At 70.0% G+C, this 20,917-nt stretch carries 16 protein-coding genes and 1 pseudogene; 11 read left to right on the forward strand and 6 right to left on the reverse strand.

All coding sequences use genetic code 11. The annotated features are described in order from the left end of the window. Positions 1–68: 68 nt before the first annotated feature. Positions 69–782, forward strand: a complete 714-nt coding sequence (cseB, locus tag AC07DI_RS33320) for a two-component system response regulator CseB (RefSeq protein WP_478908303.1) — start codon at positions 69–71, stop codon at positions 780–782. An 85-nt stretch (positions 783–867) separates the two neighbouring features. Beyond that, a complete protein-coding gene (cseC, locus tag AC07DI_RS33325) occupies positions 868–2,277 on the forward strand; it encodes a two-component system sensor histidine kinase CseC (RefSeq protein ID WP_478908305.1) in 1,410 nt (469 codons plus the stop codon). 120 nt (positions 2,278–2,397) lie between these two features. Here cseC and AC07DI_RS33330 read toward each other — a convergent pair whose 3' ends face one another. Next, positions 2,398–4,092, reverse strand: coding sequence for an MDR family MFS transporter (locus AC07DI_RS33330; RefSeq protein ID WP_478908306.1), 1,695 nt, complete (start codon positions 4,090–4,092; stop codon positions 2,398–2,400). Between the two features lie 160 nt (positions 4,093–4,252). Between AC07DI_RS33330 and AC07DI_RS33335 the strand changes: the two genes are divergently transcribed. Beyond that, the gene (locus tag AC07DI_RS33335) at positions 4,253–4,846 is read left to right on the forward strand and encodes a TetR/AcrR family transcriptional regulator (RefSeq protein WP_478908308.1); all 594 of its coding nucleotides are present in this window, start codon (positions 4,253–4,255) and stop codon (positions 4,844–4,846) included. Positions 4,847–4,860: 14 nt separating this feature from the next. On the opposite strand, the gene AC07DI_RS33340 is transcribed toward AC07DI_RS33335, so the two are convergent. Further along, positions 4,861–5,559, reverse strand: a complete 699-nt coding sequence (locus AC07DI_RS33340; protein ID WP_478908310.1) for a M23 family metallopeptidase — start codon at positions 5,557–5,559, stop codon at positions 4,861–4,863. 494 nt (positions 5,560–6,053) lie between these two features. Here AC07DI_RS33340 and AC07DI_RS33345 point away from each other — a divergent pair, with 494 nt between their 5' ends. The 7 genes and pseudogenes from AC07DI_RS33345 (at position 6,054) to AC07DI_RS33375 (ending at position 15,492) form a co-directional block, all read left to right on the forward strand. Beyond that, complete coding sequence (locus AC07DI_RS33345; protein ID WP_478908312.1) at positions 6,054–9,167, forward strand: NACHT domain-containing protein; 3,114 nt, start codon at positions 6,054–6,056, stop codon at positions 9,165–9,167. A 55-nt stretch (positions 9,168–9,222) separates the two neighbouring features. Further along, on the forward strand, positions 9,223–9,498 hold the full coding sequence (locus tag AC07DI_RS33350; RefSeq protein WP_478908314.1) for a Scr1 family TA system antitoxin-like transcriptional regulator: 276 nt from the start codon (positions 9,223–9,225) through the stop codon (positions 9,496–9,498). Further along, positions 9,495–9,692: a DUF397 domain-containing protein gene (locus tag AC07DI_RS33355; protein WP_478908316.1), complete on the forward strand. Its 198-nt coding sequence runs from the start codon at positions 9,495–9,497 to the stop codon at positions 9,690–9,692. Before AC07DI_RS33350 ends, AC07DI_RS33355 begins: the two co-directional genes overlap by 4 nt. Positions 9,693–9,718: 26 nt before the next feature. Beyond that, a pseudogene (locus tag AC07DI_RS33360) lies at positions 9,719–9,841 on the forward strand (DUF1016 domain-containing protein); the annotation flags it as partial. 22 nt (positions 9,842–9,863) lie between these two features. Continuing rightward, positions 9,864–10,163: a hypothetical protein gene (locus AC07DI_RS33365; RefSeq protein WP_478908397.1), complete on the forward strand. Its 300-nt coding sequence runs from the start codon at positions 9,864–9,866 to the stop codon at positions 10,161–10,163. 44 nt (positions 10,164–10,207) lie between these two features. Continuing rightward, positions 10,208–12,769 (forward strand): NACHT domain-containing protein, encoded by a 2,562-nt coding sequence (locus AC07DI_RS33370; RefSeq protein ID WP_478908318.1) that lies wholly within the window; start codon positions 10,208–10,210, stop codon positions 12,767–12,769. Positions 12,770–12,921: 152 nt separating this feature from the next. Then, positions 12,922–15,492 (forward strand): NACHT domain-containing protein, encoded by a 2,571-nt coding sequence (locus AC07DI_RS33375; RefSeq protein ID WP_384259128.1) that lies wholly within the window; start codon positions 12,922–12,924, stop codon positions 15,490–15,492. A gap of 95 nt (positions 15,493–15,587) precedes the next feature. On the opposite strand, the gene AC07DI_RS33380 is transcribed toward AC07DI_RS33375, so the two are convergent. Further along, on the reverse strand, positions 15,588–18,116 hold the full coding sequence (locus AC07DI_RS33380) for an ATP-dependent Clp protease ATP-binding subunit (protein ID WP_384259130.1): 2,529 nt from the start codon (positions 18,114–18,116) through the stop codon (positions 15,588–15,590). 440 nt (positions 18,117–18,556) lie between these two features. Here AC07DI_RS33380 and AC07DI_RS33385 point away from each other — a divergent pair, with 440 nt between their 5' ends. Then, positions 18,557–19,147 carry an SCO3374 family protein gene (locus AC07DI_RS33385; protein WP_478908320.1) on the forward strand — a complete coding sequence of 197 codons (591 nt, stop codon included), beginning with the start codon at positions 18,557–18,559 and terminating at the stop codon, positions 19,145–19,147. On the opposite strand, the gene AC07DI_RS33390 is transcribed toward AC07DI_RS33385, so the two are convergent. From AC07DI_RS33390 to AC07DI_RS33400, 3 genes are all read right to left on the reverse strand, one after another. Continuing rightward, a complete protein-coding gene (locus AC07DI_RS33390; RefSeq protein ID WP_384259135.1) occupies positions 19,126–19,464 on the reverse strand; it encodes a histone-like nucleoid-structuring protein Lsr2 in 339 nt (112 codons plus the stop codon). The two genes, AC07DI_RS33385 and AC07DI_RS33390, sit on opposite strands and share 22 nt — an antisense overlap. 353 nt (positions 19,465–19,817) lie before the next feature. Next, on the reverse strand, positions 19,818–20,369 hold the full coding sequence (locus tag AC07DI_RS33395; protein ID WP_384259138.1) for an amino-acid N-acetyltransferase: 552 nt from the start codon (positions 20,367–20,369) through the stop codon (positions 19,818–19,820). Positions 20,370–20,378: 9 nt separating this feature from the next. After that, positions 20,379–20,765 (reverse strand): BlaI/MecI/CopY family transcriptional regulator, encoded by a 387-nt coding sequence (locus AC07DI_RS33400; RefSeq protein ID WP_384259140.1) that lies wholly within the window; start codon positions 20,763–20,765, stop codon positions 20,379–20,381. Positions 20,766–20,917: the final 152 nt, after the last annotated feature.

A 20,917-nucleotide genomic window follows, 5' to 3' on the forward strand; every position in this document is an offset into this window, starting at 1 on the left:
CCCACCGACGACTCCCCCCACGTATACGGAACACCGCACGCCGCACCGAAAAGGACTGAGAGCATCCGATGGCAGAACAGACCCACGTCCTGTTCGTCGAGGACGACGACGTCATCCGCGAGGCCACCCAGCTCGCTCTGGAGCGCGACGGTTTCGAGGTGACGGCGATGCCCGACGGCCTCGCGGGCCTGGCGGCGTTCCGTGCCGATCAGCCGGACATCGCGCTGCTCGACGTGATGGTGCCGGGCCTCGACGGGGTCTCGTTGTGCCGCCGCATCCGGGACGAGTCGACGGTTCCGGTGATCATGCTGTCGGCGCGTGCCGACTCCATCGACGTGGTGCTCGGCCTGGAGGCCGGCGCCGACGACTACGTGACGAAGCCGTTCGACGGCGCCGTCCTCGTCGCCCGCATCCGCGCCGTCCTGCGCCGCTTCGGGCACGCAAGCGGTCCCGGCTCGGCGGGCTCAGGGCCCGAGGACGGCGGGGGCACGGACGGCGGAGTGCTGCACTTCGGCGATCTCGAGATCGACACGGTCGGCATGGAGGTGCACAAAGGCGGTGCGCCGGTGGCGCTGACGCCGACCGAGATGCGCCTGCTGCTCGAATTCTCCTCCGCGCCCGGCACGGTCCTCTCCCGCGACAAGCTCCTGGAGCGCGTGTGGGACTACGGCTGGGGCGGTGACACCCGCGTCGTCGACGTCCATGTGCAGCGGCTGCGTACGAAGGTGGGCCAGGACCGCATCGAGACGGTCCGCGGCTTCGGCTACAAACTCAAGGCGTGAGCACACGCGTGACGGGCATCCGCTGCGGCACCAGTACGCGCACCACCACACACACCGACCACAGGGCACTCAGGGGACGACGCATATGAACGGGGGGCGCAGGGCGATCGAGCGTGTCCGCGAAAGGCTCCGGTCCGGCCCGCACCTCCGCAAGGGCCCGCGCTTCCGCCGGAACCTGAACTTCCGCACCGGCGTGCGCTGGAAGATCGCCGCGGCGATCGCGCTGGTCGGGGCGCTGGTCGCCGTCGCCCTGAGCCTGGTCGTGCACAACGCCGCACGTGTCTCGATGCTCGACAACTCGCGCGACGTCCAGGACGAACGCATCCAGTTCGCCCTGCGGCTCTACTCCTCCGCCTCGCAGCGCCAGACCCTCCAGTTCGGTACGAAGGTCGACGACCCGGAGCTTCCGCAGGAGCTGCGCCAGAAGGTGCTCAAGGGCCGCCGCGCCACCTTCGTCGAGCAGAAGCCCGACGGTGTGCCCGACATCTGGGCCGCCGTACCGCTCGCCGACGGGCACGTCCTCTCGCTGCACTCCCGTTTCACCGACCGCAGCGCCACTGTCATGAAGGACCTCGACCAGGCCCTGGTCATAGGGTCGATCGCGGTCGTCTTCGGCGGCTGCGCCCTCGGCGTGCTGATCGGCGGCCAGCTGTCGCGGCGCCTGCGCAAGGCGGCGACGGCGGCGAGCGAGGTCGCGCAGGGGCAGACGGACGTGAGTGTCAGCGACGCGATCGGCGGTGTCGTGAAGGACGAGACCGACGACGTGGCGCGCGCCGTGGACGCCATGGCCGACGCGCTCAAGCAGCGTCTCGAGGCCGAGCGCCGGGTGACCGCGGACATCGCGCACGAGCTGCGTACGCCGGTGACCGGGCTGCTCACGGCCGCCGAGCTGCTGCCGCCCGGCCGTCCGACCGAGCTGGTCAGGGACCGCGCGCAGGCGATGCGTACGCTCGTCGAGGACGTACTGGAAGTGGCGCGCCTGGACTCCGCCGCCGAGCGGGCCGAGCTGCAGGACATCACGCTCGGCGAGTTCGTGTCCCGGCGCATGGCGATACTGACCACGGACGTGACGGTGACGGTCGTGCACGAGTCGGAGGTCACCACCGACCCGCGCCGCCTCGAACGCATCCTCGGCAACCTCGTCGCCAACGCCACCAAGCACGGCAAGCCGCCCATCGAGGTCAGCGTCGAGGGCCGGGTGGTCCGGGTGCGCGACCACGGCCCCGGTTTCCCCGAGGCGCTCCTCGACGAGGGGCCGAGCCGCTTCCGCACGGGCAGCACCGACCGGGCGGGGCACGGGCACGGTCTGGGCCTGACGATCGCGGCGGGCCAGGCCCGGGTGCTCGGCGCGCGGCTCACCTTCCGCAACGTACGCCCGGCGGGCGCGGCGCCCGACGAACCGGCCGAGGGCGCGGTGGCGGTGCTGTGGCTCCCGGAGCACGCGCCGACGAACACGGGCAGCTATCCGGTGCTGAAGCTGCCGGACAACTTCTGACCCTGCCGCCGCGTACCGGCACGCCGTATACCGACACACGCCGCATACCGACACGACAAGGCCCCCGGCGTCTCGCGCCGGGGGCCTTGTTCGCTTCGCCGAGGAGGCGGGCGGTGGGGACTACATGGGTTCCGCGACCGTCTTCGCGTCCGCGGGGCCCGAGCCGCGCAGCGGGATCTCCTTCACGAAGAGCGCCGCGAGGAGCGCCACGACGGCGATGGCGGCGCCGAGCAGGAAGGCCGAGTGCGTACCGGACGACACCGCGTGCTGGTAGGCGTCCTTGACGGGCAGCGGCAGGTGCTTGAGGCTCTCCGCGTCCAGCTGGGCGGACGACTCGGTGACCTTGCCGCCGAGCGCTCCGGCGCGGTCGGTCATGACTTCCTGGACGCGGTTGTTGAAGAGCACGCCCATGATCGCGACGCCGAACGAGGAGCCGAGCGTACGGAACAGGGTGGCCGAGGACGAGGCGACGCCCATGTCCTTCATCTCGACGCTGTTCTGGGCGACCAGCATCGTGATCTGCATCAGGAAGCCCATGCCGGCGCCGAGCACGGCCATGTAGAGGCCCGAGGTGAGCCGCGAGGTCCCGGTGTCCATCTGCGCGAGCAGGAAGAAGCCGGTGATCATCAGGATGGTGCCGATGATCGGGAAGGACCGGTACTTGCCGGTGGAGGTGGTGACCCGGCCCGCGACCATCGAGACGGCCATCATCGACAGCAGCATCGGGAGCAGCAGCAGACCGGAGTTGGTCGCCGACGCGCCCTGCACCGTCTGCTGGTAGAGCGGCAGGAAGAGCATCGCGCCGAACATCACGAAGCCGGTGATGAAGCCGATCACGGCCATCAGGGAGAAGTTGCGGCTGCGGAAGATGTGCAGCGGCATGACCGGTTCGGCGGCCTTCTTCTGTACGAAGAGGAAGCCGATGAGCGAGGCGACGCCGATCCCGATGAGCTCCATGATCACGGCGGAGCCCCACGCGTACTCCGTACCGCCCCAGGTGGTGACGAGCACGAGCGAGCTGATGCCGACGGTGAGCAGGGCTGCGCCGAGGTAGTCGATGCGTCCCTGCGCCTTCTTCTTGGGCAGGTGCAGGACGGAGGTCACCATCACGAGGGCGACGGCGCCGAGCGGCAGGTTGATGTAGAAGGCCCAGCGCCAGCCGAGGTGGTCGGTGATGGAGCCGCCGACGAGCGGGCCGCCGATCATCGCGACCGCCATGACGCCGGTCATCATGCCCATGTACTTGCCGCGGTCCCGCGGCGGGATCAGGTCACCGATGATCGCCATGACGCCGACCATCAGACCGCCCGCGCCGAGCCCCTGGATCGCGCGGAAGCCGATGAGCTGGTTCATGTTCTGCGCCATGCCGCTGAGCATGGAGCCCGCGAGGAAGATGACTATCGCGGTGAGGAACGAACCCTTGCGCCCGTACATGTCGCCGAGCTTGCCCCAGATGGGGGTGGAGGCGGCGGTGGCGAGGGTGTACCCGGTCACGACCCACGACAGGTGCTCCATGCCGCCGAGGTCGCCGACGATGGTCGGCATCGCGGGGCCCACGATCATGTTGTCGAGCATCGCGAGCAGCATGGCGATCATCAGCGCCATGAGGACGACGCGGACGCTGCGGGGCTGCGGCTCGTCCTTGGCCCCGGACTTGGTCCCGGACTCGACCGTCACCTCCGCTAGTGACTCTGCCTGCGTCTGCGCCTGTATCTCCGCCTGCGTCTCCGACTCGTCGGCGTACGCCGTACCGGGTCCGGCGGTCGCCGCCCCTGGCCCGGCTTTCTCCCTGGTCCTGGTCTTGTCTGACGACATGTTCCCCACTCCCCGTGCTCCCCGCACTGTCCTGACTCCCGCCGACCCCCGGCACTTACTTGCCGACCGGCTAGTTGACTACACTGAGGGAAGGTAGACCCCCAACTAGCCGGGCGTCAAGTAAGTTATTCGAAGTACAGTGGAGCCGAGGAGCATCCCGATGGGCACGGGCACGAGCATGAGCAAGCAGCAGCGCCGCGGGAACACACGCCAGCGCATCCAGGACGTGGCCCTCGAACTCTTCGCCGAGCAGGGGTACGAGAAGACGTCACTGCGAGAGATCTCGGAGCGCCTCGACGTCACGAAGGCGGCGCTGTACTACCACTTCAAGACCAAGGAAGACATCCTCAACAGCATCTTCGAGGACCTGACCAGGCCCATCGACGAGCTGATCGCCTGGGGCCACGAGCAGCCGCGGCCGGTCTCCCTGGAGGTCAAGCAGGAGACCCTGAGCCGCTACAGCGAGATCCTCGTCGAAGCGGCGCCGCTCTTCCGCTTCATGCAGGAGAACCAGGCGACGATGCGCGACCTGAAGACCGGCGAGAGCTTCAAGGACCGCATGTTCGGGCTCTACGAGATCCTCAAGGATCCGGACGCGCCGATGGCCGACCAGGTGCGCTGCTTCAGCGCGCTGTTCACCATGCACGGCGGGATGTTCGCGCTCAAGGACGCCGAAGGCGACCCCGAGGAGAAGCGCAAGGCCATCCTGGAGGTCGCCATCGATCTGGTGACACGGGCGCACACGGGCGCCTAGTACTCACATACTGCTCAGACCTTGACGCCCACCGAGTGGAGGAAGGCGACCGGGTCGACGGCCGTGCCGTAGTTCGGGGTCGTGCGGATCTCGAAGTGCAGGTGCGGGCCACTGGAGTTGCCGGTGTTGCCCGAGGCCGCGATGTGCTGGCCGGTGCCGACGGTCTGGCCCACCCGGACATCGATCCTGGAGAGGTGCGCGTACTGGGAGAACGTGCCGTTGCTGTGCTTGATCACGACGGCGTTGCCGTACGCGGGTCCGTCACCGGCGCCGTTCGGGCCGGCCTTGACGACGGTGCCGCCGTGCACGGACGCGACGGAGGTGCCGATCGGCACGGCGAAGTCCTGGCCGGAGTGCTTGTGGGCCCACATGTTGCCGCCGAGACCGAAGGCCGCGGAGAGCGTGTAGTTCTTGACCGGGTCGATCCAGGCGGCGGCCTTCGCGGCGGCGGCCTTCTTGACCTCGGCGGCCTTCTTGGCCTCGGCCTCGGCCTTCTTCGCCTGAGCCTCGGCCTTCTTCGCCTGCGCGGCGGCCTGCGCCTTGACCGGGTTCGCGGTGACGCCGGACAGCGCGCCACCGCTCTTGGTGTCCCCTGCGGCGACCGAGACCCCACCACCGAGGACCGCCGACGCTCCGATGCCGAGGGCGAGCACGGCCACACGGGCACCGAGGAACGACGAGCCGGGGCGGGGAGACTGGGTGCGCTTGAGCATGAGGATGTCCTCCGGGGTGTACGACGGCGACGCCTGACGCGACGACCGAGGGGGGCATGAACGGACCCGGCGGGCGGGGCGGGTGGATCACCCGCCGACCGCGCTTCGCCGGGCCGGCCATCCCTTGGTAACCCCCCGCCCCACGGATGCTCAAACCCCCCTTCTACTACCCGAAGCCGTAGCGGCGCGGGAGCATTTAGCCCTCTTGAGGAGCTGAAATCCGGACAATTACCCCTTAGTCCGATAGGGCCATGTTCGACCCCGCCCCCGGCTCAACCGCACGTCGGGCGGCCCGCGAGTTCCTGACCCCCCGGTCACGGACCAGGCTCACTCGGATGCGACGGAGGTCCCCGGGCTTGCGGGCCGAAGGTCCCGAGCGGGCGCCTCTCGGCATCGACTATTCCGCCTAGTACGTGACGTAGGTCCTGTGCGCCATGTCACCGCCTCCCGGGATCCACTCCGCCGCGAGTGTGACCGGGGCTACGCTCACGCCCATGGATCCCGCGGTCATCGGCACCCGCCTGGCATCGAGCGCCATCACCCCGCTGATCAAGAAGCTGTTCGTGCGGGAGGGGCCGGGGGCGGGCCTGGTGGAGAGGCCGGTGCGGCTGTCCGCGCTGGTGTCGTTCAAAGGGGAGAAACGCACGCTCGGCGAGCTGGACGTGCGCCGTCTCGCGGAGCGGCTGGTGCGGCAGTCCCTGGCCTCCCCCGGTGAGCGTCCCTTCCCGCCGGACGAGGACAGGGTGGTCACGGATGCCCTGGCCCGGGTGCTGCTCGCGGTCGGTGACCTGGACATGGACGACGTCCAGGCGGTCCGACTCGGCCACCAGAAACTGGCCCGCGACCTCCTGCGCGCCGCGGCGGCCGGCGGCCCGCACCCCGCCGCCGGGCTCTCCCGGGACGCCGCCCTCTACCTCGACTCGGTCACCGAGTGGGCCTGCCTGCACATCCTGCAGTTCTTCACCCAGCGGTCCACGTTCGTGGCGGCGACCCTGGTCGCACAGGGCCGGGGCCAGGACGAGCTGATCGCGAAGGTCGACGAGTTGATCGCCCGCGGGGCGACGCCCGGCGCGGAGGACCTCGCCTTCGAACGCCGCTATCTCGCGTACGTCGCGAAGAAGCACAGCAAGCTGACGATCTTCGGCATCGATCTGACGGGCTCCCCGGGGAAGTGGCCGCTGGACGCGGCCTACATGTCACTGGAGGCGGTGGCGCCCGGACGGCTGGAGACGGTCCGCTATGCGACGGGGGCCGAGCACCGCACGGAAGAGGTGGCGGTCGTCGAGCTCACGCCCCCGCTCCCCGCGGACCAGGCGCTCGCCACCCACGACCGGGTCCTCCTGCGGGGCGAGGCGGGCTCCGGCAAGACCACGCTCGTGCAGTGGCTGGCGGTGGGCGCGGCGCGCGGGGACATGGCTGACCCCGGCGGCGCCGGTAAGCACATGACGTACCTCGACGACCGCGTCCCCTACGTACTCCCCTTGCGTACCCTCACCCGCCACGGCGAGCGCCTGCCCGCCCCCGCGGACTTCCTCGCCTCAGTGGGGTGCCCCCTCGCGGGGACCCAGCCGAAGGGATGGGAGGCACGCGTCCTGACGGCAGGCCGTGCCCTCGTCCTGATCGACGGCATCGACGAGATCCCGGAGGCCGAGCGCGCCCGGACCCGCGCCTGGCTGAGCGACCTCATCGACGCGTTCCCCGGCAACCGCTGGCTGGTGACGTCGCGCCCCTCGGCCGTGCGCGAGGACTGGTTGACCGAGGAGGGCTTCACGGAACTGACGCTCTCCGCGATGCGCGGGACGGAGGTGGCGGCTTTCGTCGAGCGATGGCACGCGGCGGCGACCACCGGAGTCCCCGAGGAGGACGCCGCGCTCGCACGGTACGAGGCGCAGCTCCTGGAAGCGGTGCGGTCCAAGCCGGATCTGGGCCGGCTCGCGACCAACCCTTTGATGTGCGGCCTGATCTGCGCCCTGCACCGGGACCGGCGGGGCTTCCTGCCGCTGGGCCGCAAGGACCTGTACACGGCGGCCCTCTCCATGCTCCTGGTACGCCGCGACCGCGAACGTCACATGGCGGTGCCGGAGTTGCGCGAGGAACCGCAGCTCCAGCTCCTGCAACGGCTCGCGTACTGGCTGATCCGCAACGGCCGTACGGTGATGGACGTTTCGCGGGCGGAGTCGCTCATCGCGGACGCGCTGCCCGCGGTGCCCGAGCTGGTCGTGCTCGGCGACGCACGGGCGGTCTACACCCACTTCCTGCACCGCAGCGGCCTCCTGCGCGAACCCGGCCCCGGCACCGTCCACTTCGTCCACCGCACCTTTCAGGACTTCCTGGGCGCGCGGGCCGCGGTCGACGAGGGCGACTTCGGGCTCCTCGCGCGCCACGCCGCGGACGACCAGTGGGAGGACGTCATCCGCATGGCGGTGGCGCAGGCGCGTCCTCGTGAGCGGGCGGAGATCCTGACCGGACTGCTCGCGTACGGGGACGGCCACCCGGACGAGCGGGCCAGGAAGCGCATCCATCTCCTGGCGGCGGCCTGCCTGGAACACGCGGCGGAGCTGGCGCCGGCGGTGCGGGAGGAGGTGGAGCGGCGGACGGCGGCACTGATTCCGCCGCGCAACGCTTCGGAGGCCCGCGCGCTCGCGGATGCCGGCCCCGTGGTGCTCGACCTGCTCCCGGGACCGGACGAACTGACCGACGACGGGGCCCGGCACGTGACCATCACCGCGACCCGCGTCCGGTCGGACGCGGCGATCCCTTTCCTGGCCCGGTTCGCGCGGCACCCGAGTCTCGCCGTACGCAGCCAGCTGATGTGGGGGTGGCACCGGTACGACTGTCGCGCGTACGCCGACCAGGTCATCACCCAGCTCGACGACGGGGAGACACACTTCACGATCCTCAACGACGACCAGGCGGCGGAACTGGAGCGGCTGGGGGTGCGGCCGAAATATCTGGACCTGCGTACGGGAGTCTCCCCGCAGACCGCCTCTCGGCTGCTCGTGGCCTGCGCGCCCACGTTCCTGATGCTCCAGACTCCTCCGGCCCGCCTCACCCCGGAAGCGCTGGCATCCCTGCGGGACCTCACCGACCTGCGCATCATCGACGTCGACGAGCCCTGGGACCTTTCCCTGTTCCCCTCCGACGCGCCCCTGCGCACGCTGGGGCTGCTGGACGCCGTCGACAGCGTGACCGACATCCACCACATGGAACGATGGAGGGAGTTGGACTGGGTCATCTTCAGCGCCTCGATCCGCCTGGACGCCGCGCAGTGGGGTGTCCTCGCCCGCCTCCCTCATCTCTCGAAGCTGACCATGTCGTCCGACAGCCTCGCAGCCGCGCCGCCCGGACTGACCCTGCCCGGCGTCACAGAGCTGCACGTGTCCCCCAAGGGCGTGTGGGATGCCGCGGTAGCCCGCCTCGTGACGCTCCTGCCCGCACTCATCGACGTGAACGTGCTCACCCCTCCGGGGCACGAAACGCTGGACGTCGCGCCCCTGGCAGGCCTTCCGTCCCTCAGCCGCCTGCGCGTACCCACTCCCACGGCCACCGGCCTGGAAGCCCTGCCCGCCCGGGTCGGGGTGACCGCCTACGACCCCCTCACCGATTGAGCTGAAACCACACGCCTTTGCCAACTCCCGCGGGTGTCACCCCGCAAGCTCGGAGGTGCAGAGAGCGGCGGCGTCCCCCAGGTGGCCGAGGCCGAGGGTTTCCGCCTCGCATGGCGGCGCGCTGGAGACCGTACTGATGGAACATCCCGCGCAGTCGATGTTCCTCCACGGGGAAGACACCGTTACCAAGTACCGCCGCCAGTTTGAACGGCTCGGCGCAGCAGCACTCCCGGCGATCGACACGACGGTGATCCCCGTCAAGCACGGAACACGGGATTCGCTGGGCCTCGTCCAACACATCCTGTACACCCTCCTGGGAGCACAAGCATGAGCACTCTCGACTGGCAGAAGTCCTCCTTCAGCGGCGACCAGGCGAACTGCGTCTACGTGGCCGCACACCACACCGGGCGGATCCACCTCCAAGAGAGCGACGCCCCGGCCACCACACTCACCACCAGCCCCACCGCCTTCGCCGCCCTGATACGCACCCTCACCTCGTCCGACCACACCGTTCGGGTGACGTGACCCCAATCGCGCCCCAGCCCCAGAAGATGGCCCGCACGTGGCCGCGAGCAATTGCGCAACAACCCGTTGCACAATTGCCCTGGGGACACATCACCGTCCTCATGACCAAGTTGGACACCCCGTCCGAGCTGGACTTCTACGCCGCCCAAGCCGTCCGCAACGGCTGGTCCCGTGCCATTCTGGACCGCTTCATCCACCAGGGGCTGCACCTCACCCAGGGCGCCGCCACCAACAACTTCGCCGCGACCGTGCCGGACGGACGCGACCATCGGGTTCCTCATCGGGGCCCGCCACAACAAGGCCGCCGTCCAGCTGGCCCTCGACGCCGGCAGCAACCCGATGGCCCTCACCTCGTACTCCACGCTCGCCCCGAAGGAGCGGGAATTGGTGCCCAGTGAAGAAGACTTGGCCCGCGTGGTGCAGGACGCCATCGATGGGGTCCAGCCCTCGCCGGGTGCCGCCCGCGCATGACGTAACTGCGGCGACCACAAGCCCCGTTGGCCTACCCTCGGTACATGGTCGACCCCGGAGCCCTCGGTGCCCGTCTCGCCTCCAGTGCGGTCGCGCCGCTCGTGAAGAAGCTCTTCGTGAAGGATCAGCCGGGGGCGGGGCTGGTCGCCAAGCCCGTGCGGATATCCGCGCTCGTTTCGTTCAGGGGCGAGAAGCGCGGCGTCACGCCGAAGGACGTCGAGAAGATCGCCGATGAGCTGGTGCGCAGGGCGTTGAAAGCCGCCGGACCCGGCGAGCGGCCCGTGGACGCCGGGGAGGCCGTCGCCGTCAGGGACGCGCTCGCGCGGGCGCTCGCCGGGCTCGGGACGCTCACCATCGAGGACTACGAGGCCGTCGCCCTCGGGCCCGAGGAGTTCGCGCGCAGGCTGAGCGCGAACTCCGCCGTGGTCGTCGTCACGTTCGCGCTGAGCGCCGACGCCGAGATCTTCTACGAGCGGCTGCTGCACACCGCGTCCCTGCACATCCTGAACTTCTTCACGCAGCGCTCCACGTACATCGCCCGGCTCCAGACCGCGCAGAGCCAGCAGCTCGCGCGGCTCGTCACCGCCATCGACGTACTCCTCGAACGGCTGCCGTCGCAGTCGAGCGCGGACGCCGCCTTCGAGGCGCGGTACGCGGCGTACATCGTGGAGCGGCACGGCACGCTCACCATCTATGGTCTCGACGTCTACGCGGGGACCAGCGAATGGCCGCTGGACGCCGCCTACCTCAGCCTGGAGGCGACCAAGGAGCAGCCCGAGGAGGGCGGGACGCGGGTGGCCGCCGAGCGGGTCCTCGCCCACCACGACCACGTGCTGCTGCGCGGCGTCGCCGGGTCGGGCAAGACCACGCTCGTGCAGTGGCTGGCGGTGACGGCCGCCGACCGGACGTACGCGCACGGGCTCACGCACCTCATCGGCCGCGTGCCGTTCGTGCTGCCGATGCGGCGGATCGTCAGGACGGGGGCGGAACTGCCCATTCCGAGTGACTTCCTGGCCGCCGTCGGATGCCTGGTCGCCGGGGAGCAGCCGGCGGGCTGGGTGGAGCGGGTGCTGCGGGCGCGGCGCGGCGTGCTGCTCGTCGACGGCCTCGACGAGATCTCCGAGGACCGGCGCGCGGCGGCCAAGCGCTGGCTGCGGGATCTGACACGTACGTTCCCGGGCAATCTGTGGCTCGTCACGTCCCGCCCGTCCGCCGTCCCCGACAAGTGGCTGGACGCCACCGGTTTCGCCGAGCTCACGCTCTCGCCGATGGGGCGGGACGACGTCGCCACGTTCGTCCACCGCTGGCACCGTGCGGCGGGCGTCGAGGAGTCGGTCGGCGAGGCGCTCCTTCAGTCGGTGCGGGCGGCCTCCGAGCTGAACCGGCTCGCCACGAATCCGCTGATGTGCGGCATGCTCTGCGCCCTCCACCGCGACCGGCGGGGTTTTCTGCCGCAGGACAGGAAGTCGTTGTACGAGGCCGCGCTGACGATGCTCCTGGAGCGCCGGGACGTGGAGCGGGAGCTGTATCCCTCGTCCGGGTCGCGGATCCCGTTCGCCATCCAGATCCAGCTGCTCCAGAAGCTCGCGTGGTGGCTGATCCGCAACAGCCGGGCGGAGATGGACCGTTCGGACGCCGTGCACATCCTCGGCGACGCGGCGCCCTCGATGGGTCTCGACGGCGGCGGCGAGGGCGTCTACGGCTCGCTGCTCCTGCGGTCGGGGCTGCTGCGCGAGCCCGCCGAGGGCCGGGTGCACTTCCTGCACCGCACCTTCCAGGACTACCTGGGCTCCCGCCTCGCCGTGCAGGAGCTGGACTTCGACCTGCTCCTGAGCCACGCCGACGCGGCCGAGTGGGAGGACGTCATCCTGCTGGCCGTCGCGCACGCGCGGCCGAAGGAGGCGGAACAGATGCTGCGGCGCCTCGTGGAGCGCGGCAGTCCGCACGCCAAACTGCTCGCGGCGGCCTCGCTGCCGTACGCGGCGGAGGTGGCGCCTGCCGTGCGGGCGCTGGTGGAGGAGGGCCTGCGCTCGCTCGTGCCGCCCAGGTCGGAGCGCGAGGCGTACGACCTGGCGGAGGTGGGCAGCGAGCTGGCACTCGGCCTGCTGCCCGGGCCCGGCGAGGTCGACGACGAGATCGCGTACCTGGTGCCGCTGGCCGCCGCCAAGGTCGCGAGCCCGGCCGCGCTGCACTTCCTGACCCGCTTCCGCGACCACCCCGACCGCAAGGTGCAGCTGGCCCTCGCGGCGTCCTGGACGTTCTACGACCGGGAGCTCTACCTCCGGGAGATCATCATGCGGCTTTCGCAGCGCCCCATGGTCCCCGCGCACGGCCCCGACGACCTGCGCGCCCTGCGCTCCATCGGCGGCTGGCCCAGCATCAAGGTTGTCGGCGCCTACCGCGTCGAGGACCTCGTCGAACTCATCGTGCCCGAGCAGCTCGTCCGCCTCGCCCTGGACGCGCCGCACCCCGTGGAGGGCCTCGCCTGGCTCTCGGCCTTCCCCCACCTCGCCGTCGTCGACATGGGCACCGAGGTGAGCGCCGCGACCGCGCAGCGGATACCGCCCGGTGTGCAGCTCAACCAGCCCCCGCGCAGGCGCGCTTGACCTAGGCTTGGCTCCTGCGGCAGGCCCGTCTGCGGCACGCCCTCTTGCGGCACACCGGACCACGCACGACCACGGCACCACCAGACCACGGCACCACCAGACCACGGCACGACCCGACTACGGCACGACCCGACCCAGGGACCGCGATGCCCATGGAGCCCGTAGTACGCACCCCGTCGACCCTCTCCGCCCCCCTCGTGCAGCGGCTGTTCCGCGTCCCGCCCCGGCCCCCCAAGACCCCCGACCTGATCGCCGCCCTCGCCACCTGGCGGGGGCCCGACGCCCCGGCCGACCCGGACGAAGTCCACCGCACCGCCGCCGAGTTCATCCAGCTCGCCGCCGAGACGCACTCCACGCCCACCCGCGAACTTCCCGCCGTGGCCGACGTGCTGACCCGCACCCTGCTCGCCATCGGCGAACTCGACCTCACCGACGCCGACGCCGTGCGCCTGGGGCCCCAGGACTACGCCAGGCGGCTGCGCGGCGCCGTCCAGGGCGCCGACCGCCGCCTCTCCCCCGACGCCGCCTGGTTCCACGACGAACTGCTCGTCGCCGTCTGCCTGCACGTCCTGCACCACCTCGTGCGCCGCTCCCCGTACATCCAGCGGCACCTGCCCGAGCGCGCGAGCCGGGTGCGCCAACTCGTCGACCTCAACGACGCCGAGGCCGCCGCCGCGGCCCGCCGCCCCCAGCCCTCCCAGGAGGACGCCGACTTCGAGGCCGCGTACGCGCAGGAGGTCGTGCGCCAGCACGGCTGGCTGACCATCGTCGGCGTCGACTTCGCCAACGCGCCCGACCGCTGGCCCCTGGAGGACACCTACCTCAGCCTCCAGGCGGAGGAGCACCCCGGCGGCCCTGTGACAGGCGCCCAGCAGCGCACGGTGCTCCTCGCCGACCGGGCGCTGGAGGGCCACGAACGGGTCCTGCTGCGCGGTGTCGCGGGCTCCGGCAAGACGACCCTCGTGCAGTGGCTCGCGGTGGCCGCCGCCCGCGAGGGAGCCAGGGTCCCCTTCGTCCTGCCGGTACGCCGCTTCGCCCGCGAGGGCTTCCCCGCCCCGGACGACTTCCTGCGCGCCGTGCGCCATCCGCTGGCCGGGCGGGAACCCGAGGGCTGGGTCGTGCGCACGCTCCTCGCGGGCCGCGCCCTGCTCCTCGTCGACGGCATCGACGAGGCGCCCGAGGAGACCCGCGGCGCCCTGCGCGACCAGCTCCGCCGGCTCCTCCGCGTCTTCTCAGGCACCGCCTGCCTGGTCACCTCGCGCCCCTCCGCCGTGGAGGACGGCTGGCTCGCCCAGGAGCGCCTCGCCGAGGAGGGCTTCACGGAGCTGTCGCTCGCCCCGATGTCCCGCGACCAGGTCACCCGCTTCATCCGCGACTGGCACAGCGCCGCGATGGGCGACGACCAGTACGGGGAGCAGCCCGACCGCGACGACCTCAAGGAGTACGAGCAGCGCCTCCTGCACTCCGTACGCATCTACCGCGAGCTGCGCCAGCTCGCCACCAACCCGCTGATGTGCGGTCTGATATGCGCCCTCAACCGCGACCGCTCGGGCTCCCTGCCCAAGGGCCGCAAGGAGCTCTACGACGCCGCCCTGGAGATGCTCCTGCAACGCCGCGACCCCGAACGCGACGTGCTCTACGCGGACGACGTACGCCTCCAGCAGGGCGCCCGGGAACTCCTGCTGCGCAAACTCGCCCACGCCATGCTCGCGGAGGGCGTCTCGGAACTGCCGCGCGGGCGGGTCGTCGAGGTCCTCGACGCGGCGCTGCCCGCCATCCCCTCGGCCCGCGCCGCGGGCGACGGCGAGAAGATCTTCCGCCATCTGCTGCACCGCACCGGACTGCTGCGCGAACTGGCCGGCATCTCCGTCGAGTTCATCCACCGGACCTTCCAGGACTACCTGGCCGCCAAGGAGATCGTGGCCCGCGGCCATCTGCACACCCTCGTCGACCACGCCCACCAGCCGGAGTGGGAGGAGGTCATCCGGATGTCCGCGGCCCACGCCCGCCCCGACGAATGCGCCCACTTCCTGGAGCACCTGCTGGCCGCCGCGCCCCACCTGCGCAGGCCGCACGTGAACCACCGGCGCCTGATGGCCGCGGCCTGCCTGGAGCACGTCAGCGAGCTGGACCCGGCCATGCAGGAACTCGTGCACCGGCGCACGAAGAACCTCCTGCGCCCCACCACCGAGCAGGGCGCCCGCAGTCTCGGCTGGGTCGGCCCCATCGTCCTTGAGCAGCTGCCGGAGCCCGAGCAGGTACCCGGTGACCAGCAGGCGCTGCTCCTGGCCATCACCGCGACCCGCGTGCAGGACGACGCGGCGATCGACTACCTGGCCCGGCTGCGCACCCGCTCCTCACTGGCCATCCGCACCGAGCTCGCCCGCCCCTGGCGCCACTTCGAGACCGAGCGGTACGCGCGCGAGATCATCGCCCACCTCGACCCGGAGGGCCTGTACTTCCCCGTGTCCGACGCGGCCGAGCTCGCGGCCCTGCGGGAACTCGGCGGGCGGCCCCGCATCCAGGTGGCCGGCATCATGCGCACCGAGGAGCTGCTCGCGGGCCTGGTCCCGGGACCTCTCACGCACCTGTGGATCAACGCCGAGCTGCCCGACCCGGACATGGCGTGGCTGGCCCGCCTCCCCGGCCTGCGTGTCCTGCGCGTCAACCCGCGCCTGCCGCGCGTACGGAACGTGCCGGAGGGCGTCACGATCACGGCCTGAGGGCCATCGCGCAGACGCAGACGCAGAAAAGGGGCTGCCCCGGACCGTTCCGTACGGAACGGTCCGGGGCAGCCCCTTCGAAGCGTGCCCGGGGGCTACGCCTCCTTGCTCAGGTTCGGGCCCGCGCCGCCACCGGCGGCCGACTCGATCGGCGGCACGTCGGGCAGCGCCGCCTTCTCCTCGCCGCGGAAGGTGAACGTGGCGGTCTCGCCCTCGCCCTCCGTGTCGACGACCACGATGTGACCGGGACGCAGCTCGCCGAAGAGGATCTTCTCGGAGAGGGTGTCCTCGACCTCGCGCTGGATCGTGCGCCGCAGCGGACGCGCGCCGAGCACCGGGTCGTAGCCCCTCTTCGAGAGCAGCTCCTTCGCGGACTGGGAGAGCTCGATGCCCATGTCCCGGTCCTTCAGGCGCTCATCCACCTTGGTGATCATCAGGTCGACGATCTGGAGGATGTCGTCCTGCGTGAGCTGCGGGAAGACGACGACGTCGTCCACGCGGTTCAGGAACTCCGGGCGGAAGTGCTGCTTCAGCTCGTCGCTGACCTTGTTCTTCATCCGCTCGTAGTTGGACTTCGTGTCGCCCTGGGCCGCGAAGCCGAGGTTGAAGCCCTTCGAGATGTCCCGGGTGCCGAGGTTGGTCGTCATGATGATGACCGTGTTCTTGAAGTCGACGACCCGGCCCTGGGAGTCGGTCAGGCGACCGTCCTCCAGGATCTGCAGGAGCGAGTTGAAGATGTCCGGGTGGGCCTTCTCGACCTCGTCGAAGAGGACGACGGAGAACGGCTTGCGGCGGACCTTCTCGGTCAGCTGGCCGCCCTCTTCGTAACCCACGTAACCGGGGGGCGAACCGAAGAGCCGCGAGACCGTGTGCTTCTCGCTGAACTCCGACATGTCGAGGGAGATCAGCGCGTCCTCGTCGCCGAAGAGGAATTCGGCGAGCGCCTTGGACAGCTCGGTCTTACCGACACCGGACGGGCCCGCGAAGATGAACGAGCCGCCGGGACGCTTCGGGTCCTTCAGACCCGCTCGCGTACGCCGGATCGCCTTCGAGAGCGCCTTGACGGCGTCCTTCTGGCCGATGACACGCTTGTGGAGCTCGTCCTCCATGCGCAGCAGGCGGGACGACTCCTCCTCGGTCAGCTTGAAGACCGGGATGCCCGTCGCCGTGGCGAGGACCTCGGCGATCAGCTCGCCGTCGACCTCGGCGACGACGTCCATGTCGCCGGCCTTCCACTCCTTCTCGCGCTTGGCCTTGGCGGCCAGGAGCTGCTTCTCCTTGTCGCGCAGCGAGGCGGCCTTCTCGAAGTCCTGCGAGTCGATCGCGGACTCCTTGTCGCGGCGGACGCCCGCGATCTTCTCGTCGAACTCGCGGAGGTCCGGCGGCGCGGTCATCCGGCGGATGCGCATCCGGGAACCGGCCTCGTCGATCAGGTCGATCGCCTTGTCGGGGAGGAAGCGGTCCGAGATGTACCGGTCGGCCAGGGTGGCGGCCTGCACCAGCGCCTCGTCCGTGATGGAGACCCTGTGGTGGGCCTCGTAACGGTCGCGCAGACCCTTGAGGATCTCGATGGTGTGCGGCAGCGACGGCTCCGCGACCTGGATGGGCTGGAAGCGGCGCTCAAGGGCCGCGTCCTTCTCCAGGTGCTTGCGGTACTCGTCGAGCGTGGTGGCGCCGATGGTCTGCAGCTCACCGCGGGCCAGCATCGGCTTGAGGATGCTGGCGGCGTCGATCGCGCCCTCGGCGGCGCCCGCACCCACCAGGGTGTGGAGCTCGTCGATGAACAGGATGATGTCGCCGCGGGTGCGGATCTCCTTGAGGACCTTCTTCAGGCGCTCCTCGAAGTCACCGCGGTAGCGCGAGCCGGCCACCAGCGCGCCGAGGTCGAGGGTGTAGAGGTGCTTGTCCTTGAGGGTCTCGGGCACCTCGCCCTTGACGATGGCCTGGGCGAGCCCCTCGACGACGGCGGTCTTGCCGACGCCGGGCTCACCGATGAGCACCGGGTTGTTCTTCGTACGGCGGGACAGCACCTGCATGACCCGCTCGATCTCCTTCTCGCGCCCGATGACCGGGTCGAGCTTGGACTCACGAGCGGCCTGGGTGAGGTTCCGGCCGAACTGGTCGAGGACCAGGGACGTGGAGGGCGTGCCCTCGGCAGGACCGCCGGCGGTGGCGGTCTCCTTGCCCTGGTAGCCGGAGAGCAGCTGGATGACCTGCTGCCGCACCCGGTTGAGATCGGCGCCCAGCTTGACCAGGACCTGGGCGGCGACGCCCTCGCCCTCGCGGATCAGGCCGAGCAGGATGTGCTCCGTGCCGATGTAGTTGTGGCCCAGCTGAAGGGCCTCGCGGAGCGAGAGCTCCAGGACCTTCTTGGCACGGGGGGTGAAGGGGATGTGCCCGGACGGGGCCTGCTGGCCCTGACCGATGATCTCCTCCACCTGCTGGCGGACCGCCTCGAGCGAAATCCCGAGGCTCTCCAGGGCCTTAGCGGCGACACCCTCGCCCTCGTGGATCAAGCCCAGGAGGATGTGCTCGGTGCCGATGTAGTTGTGGTTGAGCATCCGGGCTTCTTCCTGAGCCAGGACGACAACCCGCCGCGCGCGGTCGGTGAACCTCTCGAACATCGTTAATCGCTCCTCAGAGCGGTCAGGCAGTAAGGGGTCGGTCCCCTCCCTGTCCTTCCGCAGCTTAGTCCCGCAAGCGGGGACCGCTCATTCCAACTGCCGACACCCGGCCCCCTTCGCAGGGGAAGTCCTGACCTCGAACGCCGACAACAGCATCAACCCGATGGTGCGAGACGATGTTCCCGCAGGCCAGACAGTTACCCTCACCAGCACTACGCCGATGGCGAACGTACGGCGTCCGAGACTGCGTGTCGCCCCTTCCCACTAGGGATGTCTTACCCGTCGGGACTGACACTCCATGCGGCGCGCCCCGGTTCCCTCAGCTACGGGCGAACACCCTTGCATCCCCGGATACCCCTTTACGCCCCCTCATCGACCACGTAACGCATCCGGGCCGATACTTTCCGTAACCCTTGCGCCCTCTCGGCTGTTGCCAGGACATGGCCCCCACAGTTCCTCAGCCCCGTGTGCCGGTCGAGCAGAGCGACCCGGTGCGGCAGTGGTACGAGAACGAGCTCGGCTGGGCGACGGTCCCCGGCCCCGGCCCGGTGTTCCTGGTGACGGGGCTGCGCTTCGACGTCCTGGAACTGCCGGCGGAGGCGGGCTTCGCTGCGCTGCGCCACCTCGGGCCGAAGGCTCCGGTGGCACTGCGCGGGGAAACGATGCGACTCCTGGTGAGCGCGGGGAGCGCGGAGGAGCTGCCGGGCCTGCTCGACTGGCTGGAGTGGGGGGACATTCCCCTCGGCCTCACCGCGATCGGGGCGGGTGGGCGGATCGAGGCGCCCGCACCCCCGGGCTTGTCCGGCTCTTGGGGGGCCGCCGTCTGGCTGCGGCCCCCGGAGCCCGGCTGTGAGGTGGAGCCGACGCTGCCCGCGCTGCCGTCCCTGTCCCCGATGGGGGGTGACGGGTCCGCGCTCCACAGCGACCCCGCCGTGGGCTCCGGTCTCGTACGGCTGGTGGACACGGCGGCGACTCAATGCCACCGGGTCCGGTTGCGGCGTCGCAGCCGTCAGCCGTTGGCCTTCTCGTAGGCCTCGCGAATCGAAGCGGGAACACGGCCGCGGTCATTGACCTCGAAACCGTTCTCCTTCGCCCAGGCGCGGATCGCGGCGGTGTCCTGGCTGCCGCCCGACGTCGCCGCGCGGGCCTTGCCACGGCCGCCGGAACCACGGCCTCCGGTGCGCCGACCAGCCTTGACGAAGTCCTCAAGGGCGCCACGGAGCTTGTCCGCGTTGGCCGTGGTGAGGTCGATCTCGTAGGACTTGCCGTCCAGCGCGAACGTCACGGTCTCGTCTGCCTCGCCACCGTCGAGGTCATCGACAAGAAGGACCTGAACCTTCTGTGCCACCGGATTTCCTTTCATCGATAACTGTGAGACCGGGCCGCACGACGTACGCCGCCGATTCCCCGGCCCCTGTTATATGCAGTACTGCAGTACGTCGGAAAGCAAACCGCTTTTGCCGGAAAAACACAAACCCCTGGGAGAGACCTGGCACCCCTAGAAGCCTGGAAACGTGCGCGTTTCGGACATAGACGACCGGGGCATGCTGGCTGCCAGGAATACGGACGTGCCGATACCGGGGGCCGATACGGGGCCGATACGGGGGTCGATACGACGTGACGATACTGGTGCTGATACGGGGGTCCGATACGGCGTGACGTTACGTCCCCGCCTTACGCCCGGGCGTTACGGTCGGACGATCACAGGTGCAGAAGCATCCGACTGTTGCCCAAGGTGTTCGGTTTCACTCGTTCGAGGCCCAGGAACTCCGCGACGCCCTCGTCATAGGAACGCAGGAGCTCGCTGTAGACATCTCCGTCGACCGGAGTCTCACCGATCTCCACGAAGCCGTGCTTCGCGAAGAAGTCGACTTCGAAGGTGAGACAGAAAACCTTGCGGACTCCGAGCCAACGGGCGGTCTGCAGCAACTTGCCCAGCAGCTGATGCCCCACTCCGGCCCCCTTGACCACCGGATTCACCGCGAGCGTGCGCACTTCCGCGAGGTCTTCCCACATCACGTGCAGAGCCCCGCAGCCGACCAACTCCGCGTTGTCGTCGCGTTCCGCCACCCAGAACTCCTGGATGTCCTCGTAAAGCGTGACCGTCGCTTTGTCCAGGAGGATCCGCTCGCGGACGTAGGAGTCGAGGAGCCCGCGCACGGCCGGCACATCGGAGGTTCGCGCCCTGCGGACCGAGACCGCTTTTGCGCTGAGTTCGCTGAGTTCGCTGCGTTCGGGGACCTCTGCTGGCATGAGCGGACGCTATCGCTCTGCGGCGCGCTCCGCGGCACCGGGGTTCTCCGGGCCTTGGACGATACGCATCGCGTCGCTCAGCGCTTCGCGCTGGCTCTCGGACATCATGCCGAAGAAGGCGACCAGCGCCGCCGCCGGGTTGTCGCTCCGCGACCAGGCTTCGTTCATCAGTGCGGCGGCGTAGGCGGCGCGAGTGGAGACCGCCTCATATCGATAGGCGCGGCCTTCCGCTTCGCGGCGCACCCAGCCCTTCTGATGGAGATTGTCCAAAACGGTCATCACGGTCGTGTACGCGATGGACCGTTCCTGCTGAAGGTCTTCCAGGACTTCTCGAACGGTCACGGGGCGGTTCCACTTCCACACCCGCGTCATGACTGAGTCTTCGAGTTCTCCCAATGGACGAGGCACAGTTGAACAATAGTGGGAGACGTCACTATTGGCGTGATGCGTGAGGGACGTGGCGTACCACTAATTTCCGCAACAAAAAGGGCGTACGACTCGAAAGGCACGCGAGTCGTACGCCTGGGTGCGGGGTGGGGCAGGGTGGG

The organism is Streptomyces sp. NPDC044106, assembly GCF_056433985.1.

Excerpts from the sequence above, each read along its gene's own strand:
- cseB (WP_478908303.1), top strand. The coding sequence starts at position 69 with ATGGCAGAACAGACCCACGTCCTGTTCGTCGAGGACGACGACGTCATC.
- cseC (WP_478908305.1), top strand. The coding sequence starts at position 868 with ATGAACGGGGGGCGCAGGGCGATCGAGCGTGTCCGCGAAAGGCTCCGG.
- AC07DI_RS33330 (WP_478908306.1), bottom strand. The coding sequence starts at position 4,092 with ATGTCGTCAGACAAGACCAGGACCAGGGAGAAAGCCGGGCCAGGGGCG.
- AC07DI_RS33335 (WP_478908308.1), top strand. The coding sequence starts at position 4,253 with ATGGGCACGGGCACGAGCATGAGCAAGCAGCAGCGCCGCGGGAACACA.
- AC07DI_RS33340 (WP_478908310.1), bottom strand. The coding sequence starts at position 5,559 with ATGCTCAAGCGCACCCAGTCTCCCCGCCCCGGCTCGTCGTTCCTCGGT.
- AC07DI_RS33345 (WP_478908312.1), top strand. The coding sequence starts at position 6,054 with ATGGATCCCGCGGTCATCGGCACCCGCCTGGCATCGAGCGCCATCACC.
- AC07DI_RS33355 (WP_478908316.1), top strand. The coding sequence starts at position 9,495 with ATGAGCACTCTCGACTGGCAGAAGTCCTCCTTCAGCGGCGACCAGGCG.
- AC07DI_RS33370 (WP_478908318.1), top strand. The coding sequence starts at position 10,208 with ATGGTCGACCCCGGAGCCCTCGGTGCCCGTCTCGCCTCCAGTGCGGTC.
- AC07DI_RS33375 (WP_384259128.1), top strand. The coding sequence starts at position 12,922 with ATGGAGCCCGTAGTACGCACCCCGTCGACCCTCTCCGCCCCCCTCGTG.
- AC07DI_RS33380 (WP_384259130.1), bottom strand. The coding sequence starts at position 18,116 with ATGTTCGAGAGGTTCACCGACCGCGCGCGGCGGGTTGTCGTCCTGGCT.
- AC07DI_RS33385 (WP_478908320.1), top strand. The coding sequence starts at position 18,557 with ATGGCCCCCACAGTTCCTCAGCCCCGTGTGCCGGTCGAGCAGAGCGAC.
- AC07DI_RS33395 (WP_384259138.1), bottom strand. The coding sequence starts at position 20,369 with ATGCCAGCAGAGGTCCCCGAACGCAGCGAACTCAGCGAACTCAGCGCA.